At 37.0% G+C, this 21,549-nt stretch carries 17 protein-coding genes; 5 read left to right on the top strand and 12 right to left on the bottom strand.

Features of this window, described 5'->3' with window-relative positions; translation table 11 throughout:
* Positions 1 to 50 precede the first annotated feature (50 nt).
* Both ACWNMZ_RS05410 and ACWNMZ_RS05405 read right to left on the bottom strand, forming a co-directional pair.
* Positions 51 to 287 carry a DUF6171 family protein gene (locus tag ACWNMZ_RS05410; protein ID WP_441131041.1) on the bottom strand — a complete coding sequence of 79 codons (237 nt, stop codon included), beginning with the start codon at positions 285 to 287 and terminating at the stop codon, positions 51 to 53.
* Between the two features lies 1 nt (position 288).
* Positions 289 to 1,740 carry an alpha-L-arabinofuranosidase C-terminal domain-containing protein gene (locus tag ACWNMZ_RS05405; protein WP_441994078.1) on the bottom strand — a complete coding sequence of 484 codons (1,452 nt, stop codon included), beginning with the start codon at positions 1,738 to 1,740 and terminating at the stop codon, positions 289 to 291.
* A 292-nt stretch (positions 1,741 to 2,032) separates the two neighbouring features.
* On the opposite strand from ACWNMZ_RS05405, the gene ACWNMZ_RS05400 reads away from it, so the two are divergent.
* Positions 2,033 to 2,947 (top strand): ArsR/SmtB family transcription factor, encoded by a 915-nt coding sequence (locus ACWNMZ_RS05400; RefSeq protein ID WP_031536123.1) that lies wholly within the window; start codon positions 2,033 to 2,035, stop codon positions 2,945 to 2,947.
* Between the two features lie 502 nt (positions 2,948 to 3,449).
* Here the strand turns inward: ACWNMZ_RS05400 and ACWNMZ_RS05395 are convergent.
* Positions 3,450 to 5,453 carry a beta-galactosidase gene (locus ACWNMZ_RS05395; RefSeq protein WP_031536120.1) on the bottom strand — a complete coding sequence of 668 codons (2,004 nt, stop codon included), beginning with the start codon at positions 5,451 to 5,453 and terminating at the stop codon, positions 3,450 to 3,452.
* A gap of 115 nt (positions 5,454 to 5,568) precedes the next feature.
* On the opposite strand from ACWNMZ_RS05395, the gene ACWNMZ_RS05390 reads away from it, so the two are divergent.
* Positions 5,569 to 6,384 (top strand): AraC family transcriptional regulator, encoded by an 816-nt coding sequence (locus tag ACWNMZ_RS05390; RefSeq protein ID WP_031536118.1) that lies wholly within the window; start codon positions 5,569 to 5,571, stop codon positions 6,382 to 6,384.
* 54 nt (positions 6,385 to 6,438) lie between these two features.
* Here the strand turns inward: ACWNMZ_RS05390 and ACWNMZ_RS05385 are convergent, their stop codons facing one another.
* A complete protein-coding gene (locus tag ACWNMZ_RS05385; protein ID WP_449598330.1) occupies positions 6,439 to 7,377 on the bottom strand; it encodes a magnesium transporter CorA family protein in 939 nt (312 codons plus the stop codon).
* Positions 7,378 to 7,405: 28 nt separating this feature from the next.
* Positions 7,406 to 7,534, bottom strand: a complete 129-nt coding sequence (locus tag ACWNMZ_RS05380; RefSeq protein ID WP_269320374.1) for a hypothetical protein — start codon at positions 7,532 to 7,534, stop codon at positions 7,406 to 7,408.
* Positions 7,535 to 7,761: 227 nt separating this feature from the next.
* Between ACWNMZ_RS05380 and ACWNMZ_RS05375 the strand changes: the two genes are divergently transcribed.
* Both ACWNMZ_RS05375 and ACWNMZ_RS05370 read left to right on the top strand, forming a co-directional pair.
* The gene (locus ACWNMZ_RS05375) at positions 7,762 to 9,318 is read left to right on the top strand and encodes an AbgT family transporter (RefSeq protein WP_048719342.1); all 1,557 of its coding nucleotides are present in this window, start codon (positions 7,762 to 7,764) and stop codon (positions 9,316 to 9,318) included.
* Positions 9,319 to 9,403: 85 nt separating this feature from the next.
* On the top strand, positions 9,404 to 10,615 hold the full coding sequence (locus tag ACWNMZ_RS05370) for a M20 family metallopeptidase (protein WP_031536111.1): 1,212 nt from the start codon (positions 9,404 to 9,406) through the stop codon (positions 10,613 to 10,615).
* A gap of 128 nt (positions 10,616 to 10,743) precedes the next feature.
* Here the strand turns inward: ACWNMZ_RS05370 and ACWNMZ_RS05365 are convergent, their stop codons facing one another.
* The 4 genes from ACWNMZ_RS05365 to ACWNMZ_RS05350 all read right to left on the bottom strand — a co-directional run bounded on the left by ACWNMZ_RS05365 (position 10,744) and on the right by ACWNMZ_RS05350 (position 15,578).
* Positions 10,744 to 12,522: a helix-turn-helix domain-containing protein gene (locus ACWNMZ_RS05365; RefSeq protein ID WP_031536109.1), complete on the bottom strand. Its 1,779-nt coding sequence runs from the start codon at positions 12,520 to 12,522 to the stop codon at positions 10,744 to 10,746.
* A 132-nt stretch (positions 12,523 to 12,654) separates the two neighbouring features.
* The gene (locus ACWNMZ_RS05360) at positions 12,655 to 13,662 is read right to left on the bottom strand and encodes an SPFH domain-containing protein (protein WP_031536107.1); all 1,008 of its coding nucleotides are present in this window, start codon (positions 13,660 to 13,662) and stop codon (positions 12,655 to 12,657) included.
* A gap of 33 nt (positions 13,663 to 13,695) precedes the next feature.
* Entirely contained in the window at positions 13,696 to 14,553 is an 858-nt protein-coding gene (locus tag ACWNMZ_RS05355; protein WP_251628342.1) for a TPM domain-containing protein, read from the bottom strand.
* Entirely contained in the window at positions 14,550 to 15,578 is a 1,029-nt protein-coding gene (locus ACWNMZ_RS05350; RefSeq protein WP_251628339.1) for a TFIIB-type zinc ribbon-containing protein, read from the bottom strand. The genes ACWNMZ_RS05355 and ACWNMZ_RS05350 overlap by 4 nt, the downstream gene beginning before the upstream one ends.
* A gap of 289 nt (positions 15,579 to 15,867) precedes the next feature.
* Here ACWNMZ_RS05350 and ACWNMZ_RS05345 point away from each other — a divergent pair, with 289 nt between their 5' ends.
* A complete protein-coding gene (locus ACWNMZ_RS05345) occupies positions 15,868 to 16,386 on the top strand; it encodes a cysteine hydrolase family protein (RefSeq protein WP_031536101.1) in 519 nt (172 codons plus the stop codon).
* A gap of 895 nt (positions 16,387 to 17,281) precedes the next feature.
* On the opposite strand, the gene ACWNMZ_RS05340 is transcribed toward ACWNMZ_RS05345, so the two are convergent.
* The 3 genes from ACWNMZ_RS05340 to ACWNMZ_RS05330 form a co-directional block, all read right to left on the bottom strand.
* The gene (locus ACWNMZ_RS05340; protein WP_449598329.1) at positions 17,282 to 18,757 is read right to left on the bottom strand and encodes a protein adenylyltransferase SelO; all 1,476 of its coding nucleotides are present in this window, start codon (positions 18,755 to 18,757) and stop codon (positions 17,282 to 17,284) included.
* Between the two features lie 94 nt (positions 18,758 to 18,851).
* The gene (gene xylF / locus ACWNMZ_RS05335) at positions 18,852 to 19,931 is read right to left on the bottom strand and encodes a D-xylose ABC transporter substrate-binding protein (protein WP_031536097.1); all 1,080 of its coding nucleotides are present in this window, start codon (positions 19,929 to 19,931) and stop codon (positions 18,852 to 18,854) included.
* Positions 19,932 to 19,997: 66 nt separating this feature from the next.
* Positions 19,998 to 21,545, bottom strand: coding sequence for a response regulator (locus ACWNMZ_RS05330; RefSeq protein ID WP_031536095.1), 1,548 nt, complete (start codon positions 21,543 to 21,545; stop codon positions 19,998 to 20,000).
* Positions 21,546 to 21,549: the final 4 nt, after the last annotated feature.

Genomic DNA, 21,549 nt, shown 5'->3' with positions numbered 1-21,549 from the left:
TTATTCCGATTTTTTTAAGTGATATCTAGGATTGTTTACTATCTATAGCTCTACCACTTTCGATCTGGACAGTTCTTCTTATCTAAGCTAGCACGAAAGCGGACAAAGCATCCGCATTTTCCACATGTATGTTGATTTAGGTGCTTACATTGTTCACATATGCTTAACCGCTGATCTCTTACTTCCTCCTGGGCTAAATCTATTTCGAAGGAAAGCTGTTCTTGAACAAGTGCTTCAACATCTAATCGACTAACTTGTTCCTTTATCTCGCAGCCTACACAAGCCATCTTAATTTTCCTTTGTTAAGATGCTTGCAACACTCATTGGAGGCAATGTAACTTTTAGCGTTTCTTTATCTACTAGATAACTAGTAAACTCTTTTTTTGCTACAACATCTGGTTCTTCAAATGTATTATGTGCATCCATTACATCAGCTGTAATATATTCCGCTTTTAGGACAACAAATTCTCCATTCTTTCTAGAAAGCGTAATTTCTCTCGTTTCAGTTACATCATAGTTACATAAGGAGATCGCTACTTTGCCGTCCTTCTTGGAAGCTGTGTATGTGACATGATTAGTCTCATCGCCATAAGAGTCGACAAGCTCTGCATCCTGATGATGTTTATATAAATCGAAAACATGATAAGTAGGGGTTTTAATCATTTTTTCCCCTTCTGTTAAAATCATCGCTTGTAATACGTTCACCATTTGGGCAATATTCGCCATATGAACCCGGTCTGCATGCTTATGGAAAATATTTAGCGTAATCGCAGTAAGCATTGCATCACGAATCGTGTTTTGTTGATATAGGAAGCCTGGATTTGTTCCAGGTTCTACGTTGTACCAAGAACCCCATTCATCTACGATTAAACCAACTCGTTTTTCTGGATCGTATTTATCCATTATAGTACTATGCTTCGTGATTAACTCGTCCATATACTGTGCATGTTCTAATAAAGAATACCATTGTTCCTCTGGGAAGTTTAAGGCATTTCCTTTATCCTGCCATACTCTTGTTGGAATGGAATAATGATGTAAACTAAGTCCATCCATAAAGTTTGCGGCATTTTTCATTAATACTTCTGTCCAATTATAGTCATCTACACTTGCGCCACAGGCAATTTTATAAATATTATGTTCCCCATACTTGCGGACATATGTCTGATATCTGCGGTATAAATCCGCATAATACTCGGGACGCATATTTCCGCCACAGCCCCAATTTTCATTTCCTACTCCAAAAAACTCTACTTTCCAGGCTTCCTCTTGACCATTCTCTCTACGAAGATTTGCCATTGGCGACTCACCGTTCATCGTCATATACTCAACCCATTCTTGCATTTCCTGAACAGTTCCACTACCAACGTTACCGTTAATATATGCTTCACATTCTAACTGACGAATTAATTCAAAAAACTCGTGTGTTCCAAAGTGGTTGTTTTCTGTTACGCCACCCCAATGTGTATTGACTATTGTACTTCGATTCTCAACTGGTCCAATTCCATCCTTCCAATGATATTCATCCGCAAAGCAACCACCTGGCCAGCGAACTACTGGTACTTGAATTTCCTTTAATGCTGCCACTACATCTTTACGAATTCCATTTACATTAGGAATATCGGAATCTTTGCCAACCCATACTCCTTCATAAATGCATCGCCCTAAATGTTCTGCAAATTGTCCATAAATATGTTTACTAATTTTCGGTCCTTGTTTATCTAATAATAAATTTACTTGCATATTGTTATTCCTCCATTACTGTTTTTTTGGAAAAATGTGAACAGATAATAGGCTACTCTATGTATTAATTCCTCCTTTGCGTCTAACTCATTATCCATTGCCAGTTACATACTTCAAAGATAAACTTACGACTAAAATATATTATATTTTGTAACCGTTGTCAATAACTTAATAGTATACTATTTTAATAATTTTCATCATCTTTGTTAACCATTCGGTTATGTAAAATAATTTATTTTGCCATTAATTTATTCCTGTAGTAATATAAGAATAATAAAAGGGGGAATCACACATGCAATTAGATATTTCGGAAAATTCTATCCCTGTGTACGAGGTTCTATCCAGTCCTACTCGAATCAACATTATTAAATTATTATCCAAGAAAAAAATGAATATTGGAGAACTAGCGAAGGAATTGAATATAAGTAGTGCGATAGTGAGTAGACATATTACAAAAATGAGCGATGCAGGGTTAGTAAAAACCGAAACAATCCCTGGTAAATCTGGTCTGCAAAAAGTTGTTATCTTAAAAGTAGATCGAATTGAAATACAATTTCCACAAAAGATCTACTCTGCTTATGAAAGCTATAAACAGGAAATTCCTGTTGGGCATTATTTTAATTTTGATGTTTATCCAACATGCGGACTTGCTACCACAACACATCCAATTGGCGAATACGATGATCCCAAATACTTTATGGATCCACAAAAAAATCAAGCAGCTATCCTTTGGTTTACAAAGGGATTTATTGAATATCGCATTCCATCTATTTTAAAAAAGACGGATAGGCTAGAGATGATTGATATTGTATTAGAGGCATCATCAGAATTCCCTTTTTCCAATAATGTTTGGCCATCTGACATTACGTTCTCCTTAAATGGAAAAGAGCTGTGTATGTGGACTAGCCCAGGAGACTTTTCTGATACAAGAGGTCGCTTCACCCCTGATTGGTGGCCGAATGAAACCAATCAATACGGCATCTTGCTAACAATTCGCATTACCAAGCATGGTGTTTATGCAGATGGGAAAAAATTATCAGACACTACTATTGACGAGTTTCGTGAAGAACAACGTGGAATGTGGGATTTAAAGGTAGAAATAAAAGAAGATGCCCACAATCTTGGTGGCGTTACTTTATTTGGAAAAGGGTTTGGAAATTACAATCAAGATATTAATTTTATTACTTATTACAGTAATCCTGTGTGATGGAATGGGAAACTCCTCTGTTGAAGAATAAACTGCACGGTTAATGGTTCTTTCGTTTTTGGAGAAAAGCTGTTTAGTAAAGACACTTTTTCTTTTACACTTGTAAATTCGGTTTTCATGCTTGGGATGAAAACCTTTTTTGTTTTTGGCATGAGGTTTGGTGTTCATTGGTTTGGTGAACACTACTTTTCCAGCTTTTGGCATGGATTTTGGTTTTCATCGGCTTGATGAACACCACTTTTCCCTCTCCTTTCATCAATTTTGGTTTTCATCGACTGGATGAACTCCACTTTTTCCTCTCCTGTCATCAATTTTGGTTTTCATCGACTGGATGAACTCCATTTTTCCCTCTCCTGTCATCATTTTTGGTTTTCATCTCCTCCATAAACACCACTTTTCCCGCTTCCCCAAAGCTCCCGGCCTTCATCCAGGATCAATCACCAATCTCCCCCTCTAAACCTCCAAAGCAAAAAGCTGCACCAACATCGGTGCAGCAAAATTATTATTTCAATAAAAGCACAGCAAATTGCTCTAGCTCTAGTGCTTCTTTTACTACTTCTCCGGTTAATAGATTTAGTTTGCCAACAAGCTCTTCTGGCAATTTCTGTATCTTTGGATGTTGATTAATAACAAAATAATAGGAGGAATCTGCTGTGTCTCTTTTCGTAATTTCTAGACCTTTTCCGTTCGTGCAGATTGGTTTTACAGTCGTTTCTGCTATCACTTGATCGAATAAATGGGCAATGCCCTCTTGCTCTACTTGTGTGCCAACATACCAGACATTCCCTTTCCCATACGAATTTTTCGTAATTGCTGGAGTATCACTGTAGAAATCCTCTTTATAGGTGGCAATGGCCTCTGCACCTTCGAGATGAATAATGTCACATAGTAACGTACAGGTATATGCATTTCCATCATTAAATGCAACGGCATTTTTTTGCTCTGGCGCTAATGCATCTATTTCTTCTACCCATATTCCAGCTATTTTGCGCAATGGTCCTGGGTATCCTCCTAGGTATACATTATCTGATTCATTCACAATACCGCTCATAAAGGTAGTGACAAACTGTCCTCCATTTTCAACAAACGCTGTAATGCGCTCTGCCAAGCCTGCTTTCATCATATAAAGAACTGGGGCTACCACCACATCATATTTAGAGAGATCACTATCGACCGAAATCATATCGACTAGAATATTTTCATTATAAAAATATTGATAGTACTGATGGATTTGGTCTACATAGGTTAAATCTTTATTTGGTCCACTCGTATACTCCAGCGCCCAATAATTTTCCCAGTCAAACATGATGCCGACTTTACTTTTTATTGTTGATCCTAGAATTTCCTCTAATTGCTGTAGTTCTTTTCCAAGCTCCATCACTTCTCGAAACACTCGTGTATTTTCATGTCCAACATGTTCAATGACAGCACCATGAAATTTTTCACATGCCCCTACTGAACGGCGTAGCTGGAAAAATTGGATGGTGTCAGCTCCATGGGCAATTGTCTGGTAGCTTTGCGCACGCATTTTCCCTGGTCTTTTTAAGGAATTATAAGGCTGCCAGTTTTGTTGACTTGGGGTTTGTTCCATTAGCATAAATGGTTGCCCATCTTTAAGCCCGCGCATCAAATCATGGCACATCGCTGTATAGCTTAATGGTGTATTATAGCTTGGATAATTGTCCCAGGAAACAATGTCCATCTCTTTTGCCCATTTAAAGTAATCTAAATTTTTGTAAGTACCCATTAAATTTGTAGTGATTGGCGTTTCAGTATCGTATTTCCGAATCGAATCTCGTTCCATCTTGAAATTTTCCAGCATGCTATCCGAGTTGAAACGGCGATAATCTATAGATATTCCTGCAAAAGCGGTTTTATCGCTGCCAATTCCTTCACTTAGTGCATTCGGCAATACTACTTCATCCCATTCATAAATAGTATGACCCCAGAATTCTAAGTTCCATGCTTTGTTTAGTGCTTCAATCGTTTTATAGCGATTTTTTAGCCATACACGAAAGGCCTTCTCACAGTTTTCGCAATAGCACTCGCCCCCATACTCATTATTAATATGCCAACAGGTTACATGGGGATTGCTTCCATATCTTTCTGCAAGTTTTCCTGCCAATTTGCTAGCAAACTTCTGATAAACAAGACTGTTCGGACAAGCATTATGTCTTTGTCCAAACTTATGATGTCTTCCTTCATAATCGGTTCGCGCCACTTCAGGATATCTTTTTACCATCCATGCAGGCAAAGAAGCAGTAGAAGTAGCGAGAATAATGTCATACCTATCCTTACTTAGCATTTCTATGATTTCGTCTAGCTCATCAAAATAATATACTTCTTCCGAAGGCTGAATTTTTGCCCATGAAAAAACATTGATTGTTGCCGAATTAATTCCTGCCTTTTTAAAAATGCGCATATCCTCTTCCCAGATATCCTTTGGCCACTGATTCGGATTATAATCTCCTCCATACAAAAAACGATTAAACAATTTTTTCTCCATATTTCATCCCTCCGCACTTTTTATACATTCATTATAGAAAGGCAAATGGAGAAAAAGTATAATAAGAGTAACTAGTTTATATAAAATTATGAAACTATTGTAAGGGGATACATAAATGGAAGTATATTTTAATTTACTAGATCATTTCAATCCTTTTTCCATTGAAAGCATTGGGTATATGTGGGAACAACCAATGGTCTTAAGAGAAGAGGGATATCCTTACTATCACTGGCTACAAACAGCAGAAGGATTAGGGGAAGTAACGATTGCAAATGAAAAAATCCAATTGCATCCTCAAGAAGGGATACTTATCGCACCATTTGTTCCCCACTTTTATGAATCGATTTCAGCAAAAGGATGGCGCACAAACTTTATGACAATTAACGGTACTTTTTCCGCAAGTATAGCCGAGATACTTGGTACTTCCTCTTACTATCTAGCAAATGACTGTCCTGATTTTTCCTATAGTGATTGGACGCAGAGGATGTTATCACATATAAAAAACGAAAACAAAAACTCTGTACAGCAAAAGCTTTCCGTTGACGTGTATAACTTCTTACTAAATATCCGGGATCATGGTTTACACAGAACGTTTCAAAAGAATGATTTATATCATCAATATATCTCCCCTACTATCGAATGGATTGAAACAAACTATGGAGAAAAATGTGATATTTCCGATATAGCAGGAAGGCTCTTTATATCGCCACAGTATTTGAACAAGCTTTTTAGACGATTTGTTGGCATTTCCGTCTATCAATATGTACTTGCTTATCGAATCAAAAAGGCTAAAGAAATTTTAGTTACAAAAAGAGATGTAAAAATAAAAGACATTACCTTTCTAACTGGATTCAATGATACAAGTCACTTTGTTGCCACCTTTAAAAAAGAAACAGGATATACTCCTAAAGAATTCCGCTCCTTTTATTAGAAAACTCCTCCACTTCAAAATGGAGGAGTTAGAGACAACGAGCAGGCCCCTTTATTAAAAAAACCGCTTCTTCCAAAAGATCAAAGCAGTTACGCCTGATAATAGGAAGGAAATCATAATCGCAATTGTAAAAGAATATGGTACATCTTGATATGGAATATGAACATTCATTCCATAAAAGCTTGCAACCATTGTTGGTAATGACAAAATAATCGTGAAAGATGTTAAGAATTTCATGACAATATTGACATTATTTGAAATAACAGAAGCAAAAGCGTCCATCATCCCACTTAAAATAGACATATGGGTTTCAGCCATCTCAATTGCCTGCTGATTCTCAATAATTACATCTTCTAGCAATTCTTGATCATCTTCATACATTTTCAAATAATTGCTTTTGAGCATTTTTTGCATGACAATATTATTTGATTTTAAGGAAGTGGTAAAATACACCAAGCTTTTTTCGATATTAAGCAAGGAAAATAGCTCTTTGTTTTTCATAGATTGGTGAAGTTCTTTTTCAATAGTATCTGTCTTCTTGCTAATTTGCTTTAAATATTTTAAATAGGCAGTTGCCATACAGTATAATATTTGCAGGGAGAATCGTGTCTTTTTATACGTAAAAAAGCTCTTCATTCTGCCTTCAGAAAACTGGTAAAATATCGGATTATCCTTTAAGCAAACCGTAATAAAGCAATTCTTGGCAATAATCATACCTAATGGGATTGTGTCATAAATAGGCATACTTTTCTCATCAAAGGAAACAAGGGGGAGATTCACGATAATTAAGACATTTTCCCCATCCTTTTCAATTCTTGAACGCTCTTCTTCATCCAAGGGATCTTTCATAAACGCTAATGGAATGTCTAAACCGGTAGCAATTTCTGTAATTTCTGCTTCTGTTGGTGCAATTAAATTAATCCAGCAGCCATCCATCATGTCATCCGTTTCTTTCAGCATTCCTTCTTCAGTAGAAATATAAATTTTTCTCATGTTCTTACCTCCTCTTGTTTAGAGGAAGTCAAAATGCTCTGCCAAATAAAGTTGAATCTTTATCAGCATTCAAACTTCTAAAGGAAGGGTTATTCATGACTCCCTCTTTCATGGCCGTGGGTTCCGGATCAGGTTCCATACACATTCGAGTACTCATAAAAATTCAACTCCTTGCTAGTAATCTTTAAACCTATTACATACTACTTTATATTTTATTTATTGTAAACCGTAAAGGTGCATCTTTCCTAAGCCTCTATCCGACCACCTCTTTGTATTTGAACACAAAAATAAGGAAGAAATTTAGAATTTATTCCATAGATTATTTTCTTAAATATTCGTATAATTTTAAAAAATCCAAAAACACTTCACAACACGGAGGTACATATGAGCGAACTTGCAAAAAAACATCCAAACTATGCCGAACCAACACCGCCTAGTAAAACAAAACTAGTGGACAAGTTTTTAAACATCATTGAACGTGCAGGTAATAAGTTACCTGATCCTATTACCTTGTTTGTCATCATGTCAGCCATTATTTTAGTCGCTTCTTATTTACTATCTTTAATTGGTGTCTCTGCTACTAATCCTAGCTCAGGCGAGACTATTGAAGTAGTTAATTTACTGAATCGAGAAGGTATTATTCAAATCTTAACAAGTATGGTGAGCAACTTTACTTCCTTCCCTCCATTTGGACTAGTATTAGTCATTATGCTAGGGGTTGGTCTTGCAGAAACGACAGGTCTTATTCAAACGGTTATGAAAAGAACGGTGTTAAGTGCACCAAAAAAATTAATCCTTCCTGTTATTGTTTTAACAGGAGTCCTTGGCAATATTGCAGCAGATGCGGCATTTATCGTGTTCCCACCAATTGCAGCGCTTATTTTTATGAGTGTGGGAAGAAGTCCTATTGTGGGTCTTATTGCCACTTATGCAGCTATTGCTGGTGGCTATAGTGCAAATCTGATTCTTAATTCTTTAGATGTATTAGTAGCCGGTATTACAGAACAAGCTGCAAAAACGGTAGATCCTAATTATGTTGGAAATCCTACGATGAATTATTATTTCTTAATCATTTCTACCTTTTTATTAGTTGCTGTCACTACTTGGGTTACCGTAAAATTTGTGGAACCTCGCTTTGGTAAATACACAGGTGTAGTACAACAACTAGAGCAAGTAACTGCAAATGAAAAAAGAGGATTACGTTTTGCCGGTATTACCTTAATCATCTATTTAGCTGTCATTTTATTAATGGTTATTCCAAGAAATGGTTGGCTACGCGATTTAGAGACAGGCTCTGTTATTAACTCGCCATTTATGTCCTCAATCGTTCCACTCATGCTATTTTTCTTTTTATTACCTGCTTTAGCATATGGTATTGGCTCTAAAACGGTTAAAAGTGATAAAGATATTGCGGAAAAACTATTTAAATCCATTGCAGACTTAGCTCCGTTTATCGTGCTAGCTTTTGTCGCTGCACAAATGATTGCTTACTTTAGCTGGAGCAATATTGGTCCGATTCTTGCGATTAAAGGTGCAGAATTGCTTCAAGCGATGAACTTTACTGGTCTGCCAATGATTATTGGTTTCATCATTATTTGTTCGTTTATTAATCTATTAATTGCCAGCGCATCTGCAAAATGGGCATTACTATCTACAATCTTTGTTCCGATGTTTATGTATTTAGGCTATAGCCCAGCATTAACGCAAATGGCTTATCGAATTGGAGATTCTATCACAAATCCAATCACACCAATGCTTGCCTACTTTGCGATCCTTTTAGCTTTTGCTAGAAAACACGATAAGTCGATTGGGATTGGAACTCTAATATCAGCATTGCTTCCTTATTCTATCTTCTTTGCGATTAGTTGGATTTTATTGTTCTCAGTCTGGTATTTATGTGGACTTCCATTAGGACCAGGAGACCCTATCTTCTTAAAATAATTTAGACATTCACCATGTGCAACCTGAAATTTAGGTTGCCATGCTACATATAATTTTAAAAAAATGGAAATGAGGGGTAAGTAACATGGAAGCTTTATTTTCACTCTTAAAAGAATACGAACAGGAGATGATTGAAATTCGTCGTCATCTTCACGAACATCCAGAATTATCCTATCACGAAGTATATACACCTGCTTATATTGCAGAATATCATCAAAAATTAGGGCATGAAGTTAGAACTGGCGTTGGTGGTCGCGGTGTAGTTGCTACACTAAGAGGGAACAAACCAGGTAAAACAGTTGCATTACGGGCAGACTTTGACGCACTTGCCATCCAGGAAGAAAATGATATTCCTTATAAATCTAAAGTAGATGGGGTCATGCATGCATGTGGCCATGACGGTCATACTGCTACTTTATTAGTATTAGCAAAAGCATTAAACAAGCTGCAGGCAGACTTCGAAGGAACCATTGTCTTTATTCATCAATTTGCGGAAGAGCTATCTCCAGGTGGTGCGATTGCAATGATTGAGGATGGATGTTTAGAAGGGGTGGATGTTATTTTCGGTACCCATCTATGGGCAACAGAACCACTTGGAAATATTATGATTAACGCAGGTCCTATTATGGCAGCTGCCGACCAATTCGATATTACCATTCAAGGAAAGGGCGGCCACGGATCCGAGCCACATATGACGAAAGACGCGATTATGATTGGTGCCCAATTTATTACAAATGTACAGCAAATTGTTTCAAGAAGAGTAAATCCATTACACCCTGCTGTTGTTTCTATTGGTAGCTTTGAAGCGCAGAATCCCTTTAATGTTATTGCTGATACTGTAAAATTAAGCGGAACAGCGCGAACATTCCACGATGAAGCTCGTGACTTAATCGAGAAGGAAATTGGAAATGTCATCAAGGCATCCTGTGAGATGGTTGATGCAACTTATGATTATCGTTTTAAACGTGGCTATCCTGCTGTTGTGAACCATCAAGAAGAAACAGACTTTATTATCAAGCATGCAGAACAAATAGAAGAAGTGCAACAAGTAAGAATTTGTGATCCACTTATGGGCGGAGAAGATTTCGCATACTACTTACAGCATGTAAAAGGCGCCTTCTTCTTTACAGGTGCCATGGATCCTAATTGGAAAGAAGTATATCCACATCATCATCCTAGATTCAATATTGATGAGCGGTCACTTTTAATCGCAGCCAAGACACTAGGAACTGCAGCATTACACTATTTAAAGAATGAGTCTGTCGAAATTAAACAAGAAAGCTTGATTAACGAATAAAAGGAAAAAGAAGCTGGGACATATGTATTTTAGCCAAAGACAAAGCCAAACAATTACACGAAAGTTTTCGTATGATTGTTTGGCTTTTCAATAGCTTTTTAAGAGGAATGTTTCCGTAATGCTGTTTGTTAATACTCTTCATTCCCCATCGTTCCTTGTTCTTGTCGTTCATACAAAAACAATGCTACCTTTAAATTAGTTAAGTGGTCTAGATTATCAAAGTCACAGTTCAATTTTTCCTGAATTTGTTGAATTCGATAGTAGACCGTATTTTGGTGAAGATGCATTATTTCAGCTGTTTTTGAGACATTTTTATTCGAATATAAGTAGCTTTGTAAGGTACTCAACCATTCATTTTTTGTTCGATTATTTACTTGGGAAAGAATAGGTCCCAAAATATTTTCTACAAAGTATTCTGCTTCTTCTTCTGGTACATTAAATAAGTAGCGCTTATAGCCAAGAGCTTGAAAGTCAAACACCGATTCCTCTTTTTGAATGGGATCCATCTCTTTCTCTAATAATTCAGCATCTTTATAGGAGATGGGGAGGTGACGCATCGAGTAAACCGGACGGCCAATATAAACGAGTATATCCTTATAGCTCGCTTGTAATCGTTCTATATATTGTCTAACAACTTGAACATTCCCCGAATCTTCCTTCTTTGCGCCTAACAGCAGAAATAGTTTATTTCGATTTGGGAAAATCATCACTGAAAATTCTTTTTTGAATACTTGCCGCATCCCTTCCTCTAGCAAATGAAACTGCGTTAGTTCTTCAAAAGAATGCTGCTTGCTTTTGATTACAAGAAAGACAAAGTACTTGGAAGGAATCATCTCCTGTTTTTTTAAATAGCCTTGAACCTCTGTAGTTAAATTCAAGTTTAAAATATCTTTTAATAAAGCTTCCTTTTCCGCTTGTCTGCTCTTTAATTGTTCTTGGAGCTTTATTTGCTCAATCGCAATAATAGAAGCAGCATGCTGAAAGGAAAGCTCTCCCACAATATCGAGTGGAACGCTTTTTCCTGTAATCACTAAATAACCAATTGTTCCAAATGAAGATTGCACAGATAATGCCTGTCCAAACAACTCCTCCCTTTTATATATTTTCTGTAGCTGCTGGATTTGCAGGACTTTCCGATTTTCCCTAAGCCAGTCGCTTAAAAATGAAACATCGCCGCTAGAGGTTGGATGAGATATATCAAGCCGACCTAATGAATCAAAATAATAAATGCAATCATTTGGATTTCGGGCAAGACTTTTTACAAGTGATTGCATCCCGTTTCCTTCTAGCACTGTCTCATTTAATTGATTATGCAGTTTAAGAATTGTTTCTAACTGTAGAGCTCTTTGTTGTTTTTCATAAAAAGCACGTGCATTTACAATAGAGATGGCTATTTGACTCCCGATTGCTTCTAGAAATCGTAAATCCTCTTCTGTGAAAAAGCCTTCATTTTTAAAGTTATCAATCGTAAGAACGCCAATTTTTTGCTGCTGATAAACAAGCAACACAGACATACAGCTAACTGGCATTAAAGCATGAACCGTCGATTTCAGATAATATTGAAGTGTCTTATTCCGCATATTGGACATTGCTTTTTCAATTTCGTCGATTGTATTGATTAACATGCTTCTACCTTCTGCAAAAACGGTTCCGCTAATCCCTTCTCCTTCTAGCAGCTTATTTTGCAAATAAATATCTTCCTTAAAATTAACGGCAGCCTCAATTTCCAAATACTGATTTTCCTCATTCCAAAGCAATAAAAATCCTGCATCTGCCTTATCAATAGCGCCAATAACGTCTTCGATAATTTGCTGAATCAATTCCTTTAGACTATCATTTGTCGTAATATTTTTCGATACTTGTATAAATGTGTTTAATCGTCGCTCCATATTATTCTCGTTGCTCATTTACTTCCCTCTTTAATACAAATTATTTATTAAGATATTAGTATTATCCCCTTAAATTTATTTTTTGTTAAGAACATTCACGCAAAAAAACAGGACGGCTCGCTAACGAGTAGAACCGTCCTGTATCCATTTTTATACTAACTTATGTCCACAATTGGAGCAAAAATTCCCTTCCCCTGTTTTCGTCCCACAATTTGGACAGAAATTCGGTCGCTGCTTTTTCTCCTGACTCTGTGGTGCTGGTTCCGATGCTGGTTCCGATGCTGGTTGTTGATTTTGCTGCTGATTTTGATTTTGCTTATTCATTTTATCCATCATTTGATTAGCCATATTCATGCCCATCATCATTCCAGCCATGTCAGATGCCGTTCCACCACCAGAATTTTTCCCACTAGACATGCTATCTATCATGGAGATTTGTTGATATTTATCAATATTGCCAACCATTCCATGGGATGCATTTTTATTAATCATATCCTGTACTTCCTTCGGATAGCTAAAGCTCATGATTTGGAAGCCTGTGATAGAAAGTCCGCTTTCGGCCATTTGACTATCTAAATCTTCTCTTATGCCTTTAGCAATTTCAAAGGCATTTGCCTGCAGATTAAACATATCCTTTCCTTCTGTGACAATCCATTTCATAAGAAGCTGATCTAGAACGGAGATAATGCGTATTTTTACATCTTCCACTAAATACTGGTTCTTAATTCCTGCGATTTTATCAATTAAAGAAATATAATCATTTACTTTAAATTGAAAGGTTCCGTTCGCTCGAATTGGCATTCCTCCAGGAAGTCCAGTTGCTGGTATATTTATCGCATTTTTTGTACCCCATTTAACCGTAAATTCCTTTGTATTGACAAATAGCACCTCTACACGCATTCCGCTGTTAAATCCAAATTTGAAACCTTTTAAAGTTGATAAAAATGGGACGATTTGTGACTCAATATCATACTCTCCATCTTCTTGGAATGCTCCCTCTATACTGCCATTGTTTAAAAAGATAGCGTCTTGCCCTGGGCGAATAATTAATTTACTGCCCTTCTTAATTTCACGGTTTTTCCATTTATAGAAGATCATATCTTCTCTGAATTCTTCCCATTCCACAACATTTGCAAATTGATTGCGAAAAAATGACATCGTTCTATCCCCTTTCATTATTCAAATAACTGTTTAGAATTTCCCTCTACTTCCACTATGGGAGTGACCACCACCAGTAATCCCTCCACCACCACCTGAATTATTTTGTGGCTTTCGTTGTTTTGTCACTGTTTTTCGAATAAAGCGATCATGTCTATTTATAATCTTTGAATTTCGTTTATCCATATACGTATTGCCATTTACCGTTACTTTTCCGCCTGATCGGAAGACCATAATACTCACTACAATTCCCGCAAGCACAATAGAAACAATCAATTGGAAGCCCCAATGAGAAAGAAGTCCTAGCATCCCATTTGAACTATTTCCTTCGATATATTCATTTCGAGAGTCAGCAATTCCACTGTAATCATAATCATTTTCTAAATTTGCTGGATCATCAACCAAATAATAGGCTGATTCATGCATAAAGGTTGAGAACGCCTCAAAATAGTCACCTTCAGATAAAGCTGGCGTTATTTGTTCCCGAATATAATCTAAAGTAGCATTATCCAAATTATCTTCTGCCTTTTTAAAGTCGGCCAAATAAATATCCCTTTGTTCCATGTCAATTGCCAAAATAGCTGTATTTCCAAAAGGCTGATCATAGCCAGGTGCCTCATCATCATAATAATCCTCAACGTATTTCTTGATGTCTTTTCCATCTATACCATCTAATGTTAGTACCAATAATGCCGTTTCCGTTTCTTCCCCTAATTCCACTGCCAAGCTTTCTAGTTCTGTTCTTTCCGTATCTGTTAAAAGCATTGCTTGATCAAAAACAAATTGCTTTTGGTTTTCTGAAGCCGCCTTTACTGTCATACCAGAAAAAATGGACATTATTGCCAAGGCAATAAAAAGGAAACTACTATACTTGATTAACAACTTTCTCAAAAGAAGCCACCTCCCATAAAGAAGGAGACACATTTTAATGCTAGGAAGGAACCCGCGGCAATTCCACTAAACCATAATGCCACTTTTCCTTTACTAATTGGCGGTTTTCCTACTACTTTTCCTGTTTGCCCATTCATCGCAAAAATATGCTCTTGGTTTTCATAATCATAGCTTACCATCCATACAGGAAGTAACACATAGTCACTTCGCACCGCTCTCGTATCAATATTTTTATCTCGATAATGAATCGAATGATACCCAGCGAAAGTGGAGTGCACAAAGGAATCAACATAATCACTAATTTTATCTTTTGCTCTCGGCAATAACGCTGAATCTGTATAATTATATTTTTCTGATATAAAGCCAGCAAGATAAGGTGTTTTAAAATCTTTTAGCTGTTCATAAGGAAAAGGCTCTAATTTATCCATTAGCTCGTCATTCATTTTTTCAGAAGCATCTACTGGAATTTTCACATAATCTAAATTTATTTTCCGATAGGCTTCATAATACTTCGTTTCCGTATAAATATAATCCCCACTTGTATAAGTCCGAACCTTCGTACATGATGCTGTTACATCCACATCACTATTTAAATCATAAAGCCAAAATGGAACGTACATACCTGTAATGCTTTTTATCCGATCTGCACTCATAAATCCTTTTGGTGTTAGAAGTCCTTTTCTGCACCATTTTCGAAAGGCTGTGATGGCCTCTTCTTTACTGATGGTAAAAGGAATTACTTTTTTAGGGGCAAGCACACCTGCCAACCGATCGGCGATCACTATTCCCGCACCACAAAAACTACAATTGGTTGCCGTAGTATCTGCTTCTGTTAATAACACTGCACCACAGTTGTCACAATGGTACTCCTTTACTTCATTTTCTTCAAATGATGCAGACATTAAATTGTCTGGATAGTTTTCAATATTCTCTTCATTTCCGCAGCTAGGGCAAGATAAACTGCCAGTATCTGCATTAAAGCTCATGTCTCCCCCACAATTTGGACATTTATAATGAAGGATCAAGTTAATCACCTCAATTTATTTATCTATCAATATACTAATAATAACTTAATTATCCTCTTACTGCTTTCCTACCCTTGAAAAAGGATGATATATACATATACTGATTGGATGTAGAAAAAGTTTCATTTTCCTATTCTCTCCTTAGAATCAAAGCCCAATCACTTCTTATTCTAATTTTCATAAAGAACTGGCATAATAAGGAGAAAAGGAGACAAAAAGCGAACGTTAGATGTGGTGTATCACAATAAACAATTAGGTACTTTCGAAACTTATATATAGGGGGAAAAGAATGAAAAAAGCACTTTTGATTATTGATGTCCAAAATGGCATGTTTCAAAAAGGGAATGTCGTACATAATGGCGAGCAATTACTTCGTCGTATCAAATCTTTACTGGATCAAGCACGCTTCACAAAAACACCTGTCTTTTACATACAGCATCAATCAGCAATTGGTAAACCGCTGGAATATGGTACACATGGTTGGGAAATCCATCCCGAAATCGCTCCAGAAAAGGAGGATATTATCATTCAGAAAACAACGCCAGATGCATTTTTTCACACTTATTTAGAGCAAGAGTTAAATCAATTAGAAATTGAGCAATTAATTATTACTGGCATCCAAACAGAAGCCTGTGTCGATACGACTTGTAGAGGTGCTTTTAGTAAGCATTATAAGATTACGCTTGTTTCTGATGCACATAGTACTTGGGATACTAATTTGTTAACAGCCGAGCAAATTATTGGGCATCATAATGAAGTTCTACGTTGGTTTGCAGATGTATATCCTTGCTCGAAGATAAGTTTTTAGGCGCTATTGCCAGGAGAAAAAGGTTAACTTAGAAGTCTTTTTTTAGCGTATATTTCCACTTGAAATAAACTCCTGTTAATGTTGATGTCACAGTATTATCAGGTTGTACTTTATATTATTTTCAGCTTAACAAGCTACTTTTCGTACAGCATTTTTTACTTTTTGATTATATCGGCTTTAAGATGTAAGATGCCTTCTCTGTTACCTTTTGTTGTTGGTATTCTTGGGTTGGGGCTCAAAGGGCGATTCTCTGTTACCTTTAAAGGGTTCCTTTTTGAGGTACTTTTCTTTAAATGTGTGTCGATTTGACAGTGGCATTGGCAGCGTTATTGGTATATAAAATAGGAAAACTCGCCATTAGGAATTAACGAGTTTTCCCATTTTATATAAAACCTCACTTACTATTGGTACAGTTCACCGTCATGCATTAAAATAAGGATTTCTTAGACTCACTCCCTTTTAAACAAGACGTTTTGTCCTGAATCGAGTAATCGGCAAAAGGGAAATAAGCGGAAGTTTTCCGGTTAAACGCAGAATAGAGCTTTTTTCGGGGTAAATAAGGGAAGTTTTTCCGATTATGCAAAGCAAACTCTCCCTTTTTCGCATTTTTCGAGTCAATAGGCGGAATCTCTCCGTCTATTTAAGCCTTTTTTAATAATAATTACTAAATAAGCGAAATTTTTCCGTCTATTTTTCAACTCAGGTGCTTTCCCCTTATACCCCAACCGACAAGTGCGGACCCTCTCGAACCCTTGATACTCAAAACAGCACTGCAAATGACAGAAGATTAGACATCTTTAACAGTCCCTAAATCATATTGCCGTTAACAAAAAAGCGGACCGCAAATTGCCTTTTTCAGCATTTACTGAAGGACTTTATATTTATTGCATTTAACTCATGTACCACAATAGGTTTTATAAGCTGGATTCACCTTTTGCGGGGCTACTCCGTATTCGATTTGTTCTTTTGTATAAGCATATGGATTAGAAAGCATTTGCAATAATTCTTCCATTACACTTAAATCCCCGTCTTCTGCAGCATCAAGAGCTGCTTCTACAAGGTGGTTACGAGGAATGACGACTGGATTATGCTTTTTCATTTTTTCACGTGCGCCTACTTCCCCACCTTCTTGGCTCTCTATTCTTTCCTTCCAAGCCTTGTGCCAATCAATAAATGCTTGATTTTTACTTAGCTCCAATTTATCTACTTCACCTAATGCTAAAAAGCGGAAAGTATCGGTAAAGTCAGCTCGATTATTTTGCATGATGCCAAGGAGCTTCTCAATTAGTTCTGCATCTTGTTCTTCTTCTTTGGCTTGTAATCCTAGCTTTCCTCTCATGCCATCAAGCCAATGCTCTTGATAATACGTATTAAATGCATATAATTCATTTTGGGCTAGTTCCACTGCTTTTTCCACATTATCATGCAGTAATGGCAACAAGGCTTCCGCAAACCTCGCCAAGTTCCAGCCAGCGATTTTCGGCTGATTTCCATATGCATAACGCCCTTGGACATCGATGGAACTAAACACCGTCTCTAGATGAAAGGTATCCATAAATGCACAAGGACCATAGTCAATCGTCTCTCCGCTGATTGTCATATTATCCGTATTCATAACACCATGGATGAATCCTACCAACTGCCACTTTGCAATTAAGGCAGCTTGACGTTTAATCACCTCTTTAAACATTGCTAAATAGTGATTTCCATCTTTCTCAATCGTTGGAAAGTGGCGGTCAATTGCATAATCTGCAAGGGCTTTTAGTTCCTTCTTCGAATCAAGGGAAGCTGCATATTGAAAGGTCCCTACGCGCAGATGGCTTGCTGCAACTCTCGTTAAAATTGCTCCTGGCAAATCTGTTTCACGAACAATCTTTTCTCCAGTTGCCACGACTGCAAGACTTCTTGTTGTTGGAATACCAAGTCCATGCATTGCTTCACTTATAATATACTCTCTCAGCATTGGCTTAAGAGTAGCTCGCCCATCTCCTCCGCGAGAATACGGAGTGCGGCCAGAACCTTTTAATTGAACATCAACTCTATCACCTGTCGGCGTAATATGCTCACCGATCAACATTGCCCTTCCATCTCCAAGCATCGTTGGATGGCCGAATTGATGCCCTGCATACGCTTGTGCAAGAGGAAAGCCTCCTTCCGGAATCTCATTACCACTTAATACTTGTATCACCTCTGGGCTTTGCAATTGTTCCGTATTTAATCCTAATGTCTTTGCCAAATCGTAATTTAGCTTCACCAAGCTTGGCGAACTGACTGGATTTACCGTCATTTCAGAATAAAAAACACCTGGAAGACGAGCATAGCTGTTATCAAAATTCCAGCCAGCATTTATTTTCATTTCACTATTACTCATATTAGCTCCCTTCCAATCGTTATTTGGATATTTTCTATTATACCCTCTTCATCATATGGAACATGCAATAACCTCTAAATAGGTACGAAATCGTTTATTTTTTATACACTTCTTCTTTTGAATGAAAATCATCTTTTATGATTGTTTCTTCCATATTTTCTTTTGTTACAGCAACTGGTGAAAGCAAGATAGTCGGAACCTCTATTTTCCCATTATTCACCTTATTCTCCACAGGGATCATTTCTCCATTTGCCATCCGAACAGCAATTTGAGCTACTTCTTCAGCTAATGCTTTAATTGGCTTATATACAGTCATCGTTTGAGTTCCTTGGATTATCCGTTGTGCTGCTGGAAGATCGCCATCTTGTCCAGCAACAGGAATTTTCCCTTCTAGTCCATATTTTTTAAGTGCTTTAATGGCACTTCCAGCAGTTGCGTCATTTGCCGCGATAACAGCATCTATTTTATTGTCATTTGCTTTTAAAGCCTCTTCCATGTTACTGTATGCATATTCTGGATTCCAGTTTTTTGACCATTGATCATACACTACGGTAATATCACCTCTATCTATAAAAGGTTGTAAAACTTGAAATACGCCTCTTTTAATAAGATGGGCATTATTATCCGTATCTGCTCCTCCAATGTATACATACTTCCCTTTTGGCACTAATTTTGTAATTGCTTCCGCCTGCAATGTTCCAACCATTTCATTATCAAAGGAAATATATAAATCGACTTCGGCATTTTTTATTAATCGATCATACGAGAGAACCTTTATTCCAGACGAATGAGCTTTGTTCACAATAGTTGCCATTGCTTCTGCATTATGTGGGACTACGACTAATAAATCGACCCCTTTGCTTATTAACGTCTCTGCCTGTAAAATTTGCAAAGCGTCATCACCATTCGCAGCAACGCTTTCTACTTCTGCACCTAGCTCTTCCACTGCTTCTTTAAATAAATCTCTGTCTCTTTGCCATCTGTCTTCTTTCAAGGTATCCATTGAAAATCCTATTTTAAGCTTTTTAGTCTCTTCTTTTGCTTCTATTGTTTTGGAAGTAGCCTTAGACGGCAAATACCCTTCCTGTTTTCCTTGTTCCTTATAACAGCCAGCAAAAATACCTGTTAAGCATAGTAACAGAATGAACAATGTTTGTTTTCCTATCCGTCTCATCCAACTCTCTCCTATTTTAATCACTTTAGCTCTTTCTTCTAATGGTCTTGTTAATCAAAGAAGTATCTAGGACGTCTTATTCGCTAATAATAACTTCCGATATTCCTTTGGTGACATATTGCATAGCTTTTTAAAGACTTTACTAAAATAGTTGGGATCATGGTAGCCAACTTCGAAGGTAATTTCTTTTATACTTTTATCCGTATCTCTTATTAATTCCTTTGCCTTTTCAATTCGACATTCTGTTAAGAAATCAATATAGTTAACCCCTTGCTTTTCTTTAAAAATCTTGCTTATATAAATAGGACTAAGACCGACTTTCCTAGCCAATGAATCTAAGGATATATCTTCTTGAGAGTGGGAAAGAATATATTGCTTCAACTGATGGATCGCATCTGCTTCCAATCGTTCTGTTCTTTGTCTAAAAGAATGAACCATTTCATCGAGTAATCTCGTTGTTTCTACTTGCAATTCCCGATAGTTTAAAGGCTTATATGCATATAAAGGGGGATCTGTCTCCATTCCCAATTCTTCCATCACTCGCGATATAATCCAAAGAATTTCTAATATTCGTTGCTGTGTATGCAATACGTCTGCCGCTTCTTTTTCATAGTGCTGCAGAACATATAAAATATATTTTCGTACATTCTCCCATTGCCCCATTCGAATTTGGTCAGCAAATTCCTTTTTCCGGTGCTCTATTAATCTTCCACTCATCGTATCACTTGAAGATGCTGCTTCTTCTGAATAAAAACGATATTTTGTTGGTAAGGAAATATCCATCGTCGCAAATAGAGCTTCATGGTACGACTGGCGAACCTTCTCTAAGGAATCCGAAACATTCCCTATTCCAATAAAACAATCCGCTTTCTTCGTACGTTTAACAATGGAAAGCACTTGTTGAGCTAGAGAAGTTGCCTGTGAACGATAAGAAACTTTTTCGTCTCTAAACACAATGATAGGAAGATGACTACCATAAAGGGCACCTACCCAGCAATTTTTCGTTTCTCTAATTTTCTCTTTTATGACCGAATAAAGAGACTCTCCCCCTGTTGGCATTAGCACTAGCATGACAAACATTTCCTGTGTAGATGGCGTCTCTAACATTTCTACAAGCATATCAACATGCACTTCGTGGACATGATCGAATAATAATTGTGTTACCACATCAGTCTCCACTAGAGATAACGCTTTCGAAAATGCTTCCTCTTGATATTTTCTGACGATAGTTGCTCTATGTTCCTCTTTAATCTGCTGAAAAACCTTTCCGACCGTTGTAATAATTTCACTTGCTCTACTCGGTTTAAGAATATAATCCTTCACTCCTAGCTTTATGGATTGACGCATATATTCAAACGTATCAAAAGCAGTGACCATAATAAAGCGAACCATTGAATTGCTTGCGATAATCCTTTCCATTGCTTCCAAGCCATTGATGCCAGGCATTTTAATATCCATTAGTATTAAATCAGGTCGAAATGTTTCCGCTAATTCGATTGCCATTTTTCCATTTTTCGCTTGCATTATCTTTGTATCAGGAAAACCTTTTTTTATGATTGCCTCCATTCCATCTCTCTCTATTTGTTCATCATCTACAATGAGGAGTTTTATCATCATC

The sequence above is a fragment of the Niallia sp. Marseille-Q9988 genome (genome assembly GCF_976954375.1).
The sequence above is the reverse complement of the archived record's forward strand: the minus strand, read 5'-3'. Positions and strand labels throughout refer to the sequence as shown.

What these genes read in the sequence shown, in the direction of transcription:
- ACWNMZ_RS05345 (WP_031536101.1), top strand. Translation starts at nt 15,868, where the DNA reads ATGAAAAAAGCACTTTTGATTATTGATGTCCAAAATGGCATGTTTCAA.
- ACWNMZ_RS05375 (WP_048719342.1), top strand. Translation starts at nt 7,762, where the DNA reads ATGAGCGAACTTGCAAAAAAACATCCAAACTATGCCGAACCAACACCG.
- ACWNMZ_RS05330 (WP_031536095.1), bottom strand. Translation starts at nt 21,545, where the DNA reads ATGATAAAACTCCTCATTGTAGATGATGAACAAATAGAGAGAGATGGA.
- xylF (WP_031536097.1), bottom strand. Translation starts at nt 19,931, where the DNA reads ATGAGACGGATAGGAAAACAAACATTGTTCATTCTGTTACTATGCTTA.
- ACWNMZ_RS05405 (WP_441994078.1), bottom strand. Translation starts at nt 1,740, where the DNA reads ATGCAAGTAAATTTATTATTAGATAAACAAGGACCGAAAATTAGTAAA.
- ACWNMZ_RS05400 (WP_031536123.1), top strand. Translation starts at nt 2,033, where the DNA reads ATGCAATTAGATATTTCGGAAAATTCTATCCCTGTGTACGAGGTTCTA.
- ACWNMZ_RS05340 (WP_449598329.1), bottom strand. Translation starts at nt 18,757, where the DNA reads ATGAGTAATAGTGAAATGAAAATAAATGCTGGCTGGAATTTTGATAAC.
- ACWNMZ_RS05365 (WP_031536109.1), bottom strand. Translation starts at nt 12,522, where the DNA reads ATGAGCAACGAGAATAATATGGAGCGACGATTAAACACATTTATACAA.
- ACWNMZ_RS05370 (WP_031536111.1), top strand. Translation starts at nt 9,404, where the DNA reads ATGGAAGCTTTATTTTCACTCTTAAAAGAATACGAACAGGAGATGATT.
- ACWNMZ_RS05360 (WP_031536107.1), bottom strand. Translation starts at nt 13,662, where the DNA reads ATGTCATTTTTTCGCAATCAATTTGCAAATGTTGTGGAATGGGAAGAA.
- ACWNMZ_RS05390 (WP_031536118.1), top strand. Translation starts at nt 5,569, where the DNA reads ATGGAAGTATATTTTAATTTACTAGATCATTTCAATCCTTTTTCCATT.
- ACWNMZ_RS05385 (WP_449598330.1), bottom strand. Translation starts at nt 7,377, where the DNA reads ATGAGAAAAATTTATATTTCTACTGAAGAAGGAATGCTGAAAGAAACG.
- ACWNMZ_RS05380 (WP_269320374.1), bottom strand. Translation starts at nt 7,534, where the DNA reads ATGAGTACTCGAATGTGTATGGAACCTGATCCGGAACCCACGGCCATG.
- ACWNMZ_RS05410 (WP_441131041.1), bottom strand. Translation starts at nt 287, where the DNA reads ATGGCTTGTGTAGGCTGCGAGATAAAGGAACAAGTTAGTCGATTAGAT.
- ACWNMZ_RS05395 (WP_031536120.1), bottom strand. Translation starts at nt 5,453, where the DNA reads ATGGAGAAAAAATTGTTTAATCGTTTTTTGTATGGAGGAGATTATAAT.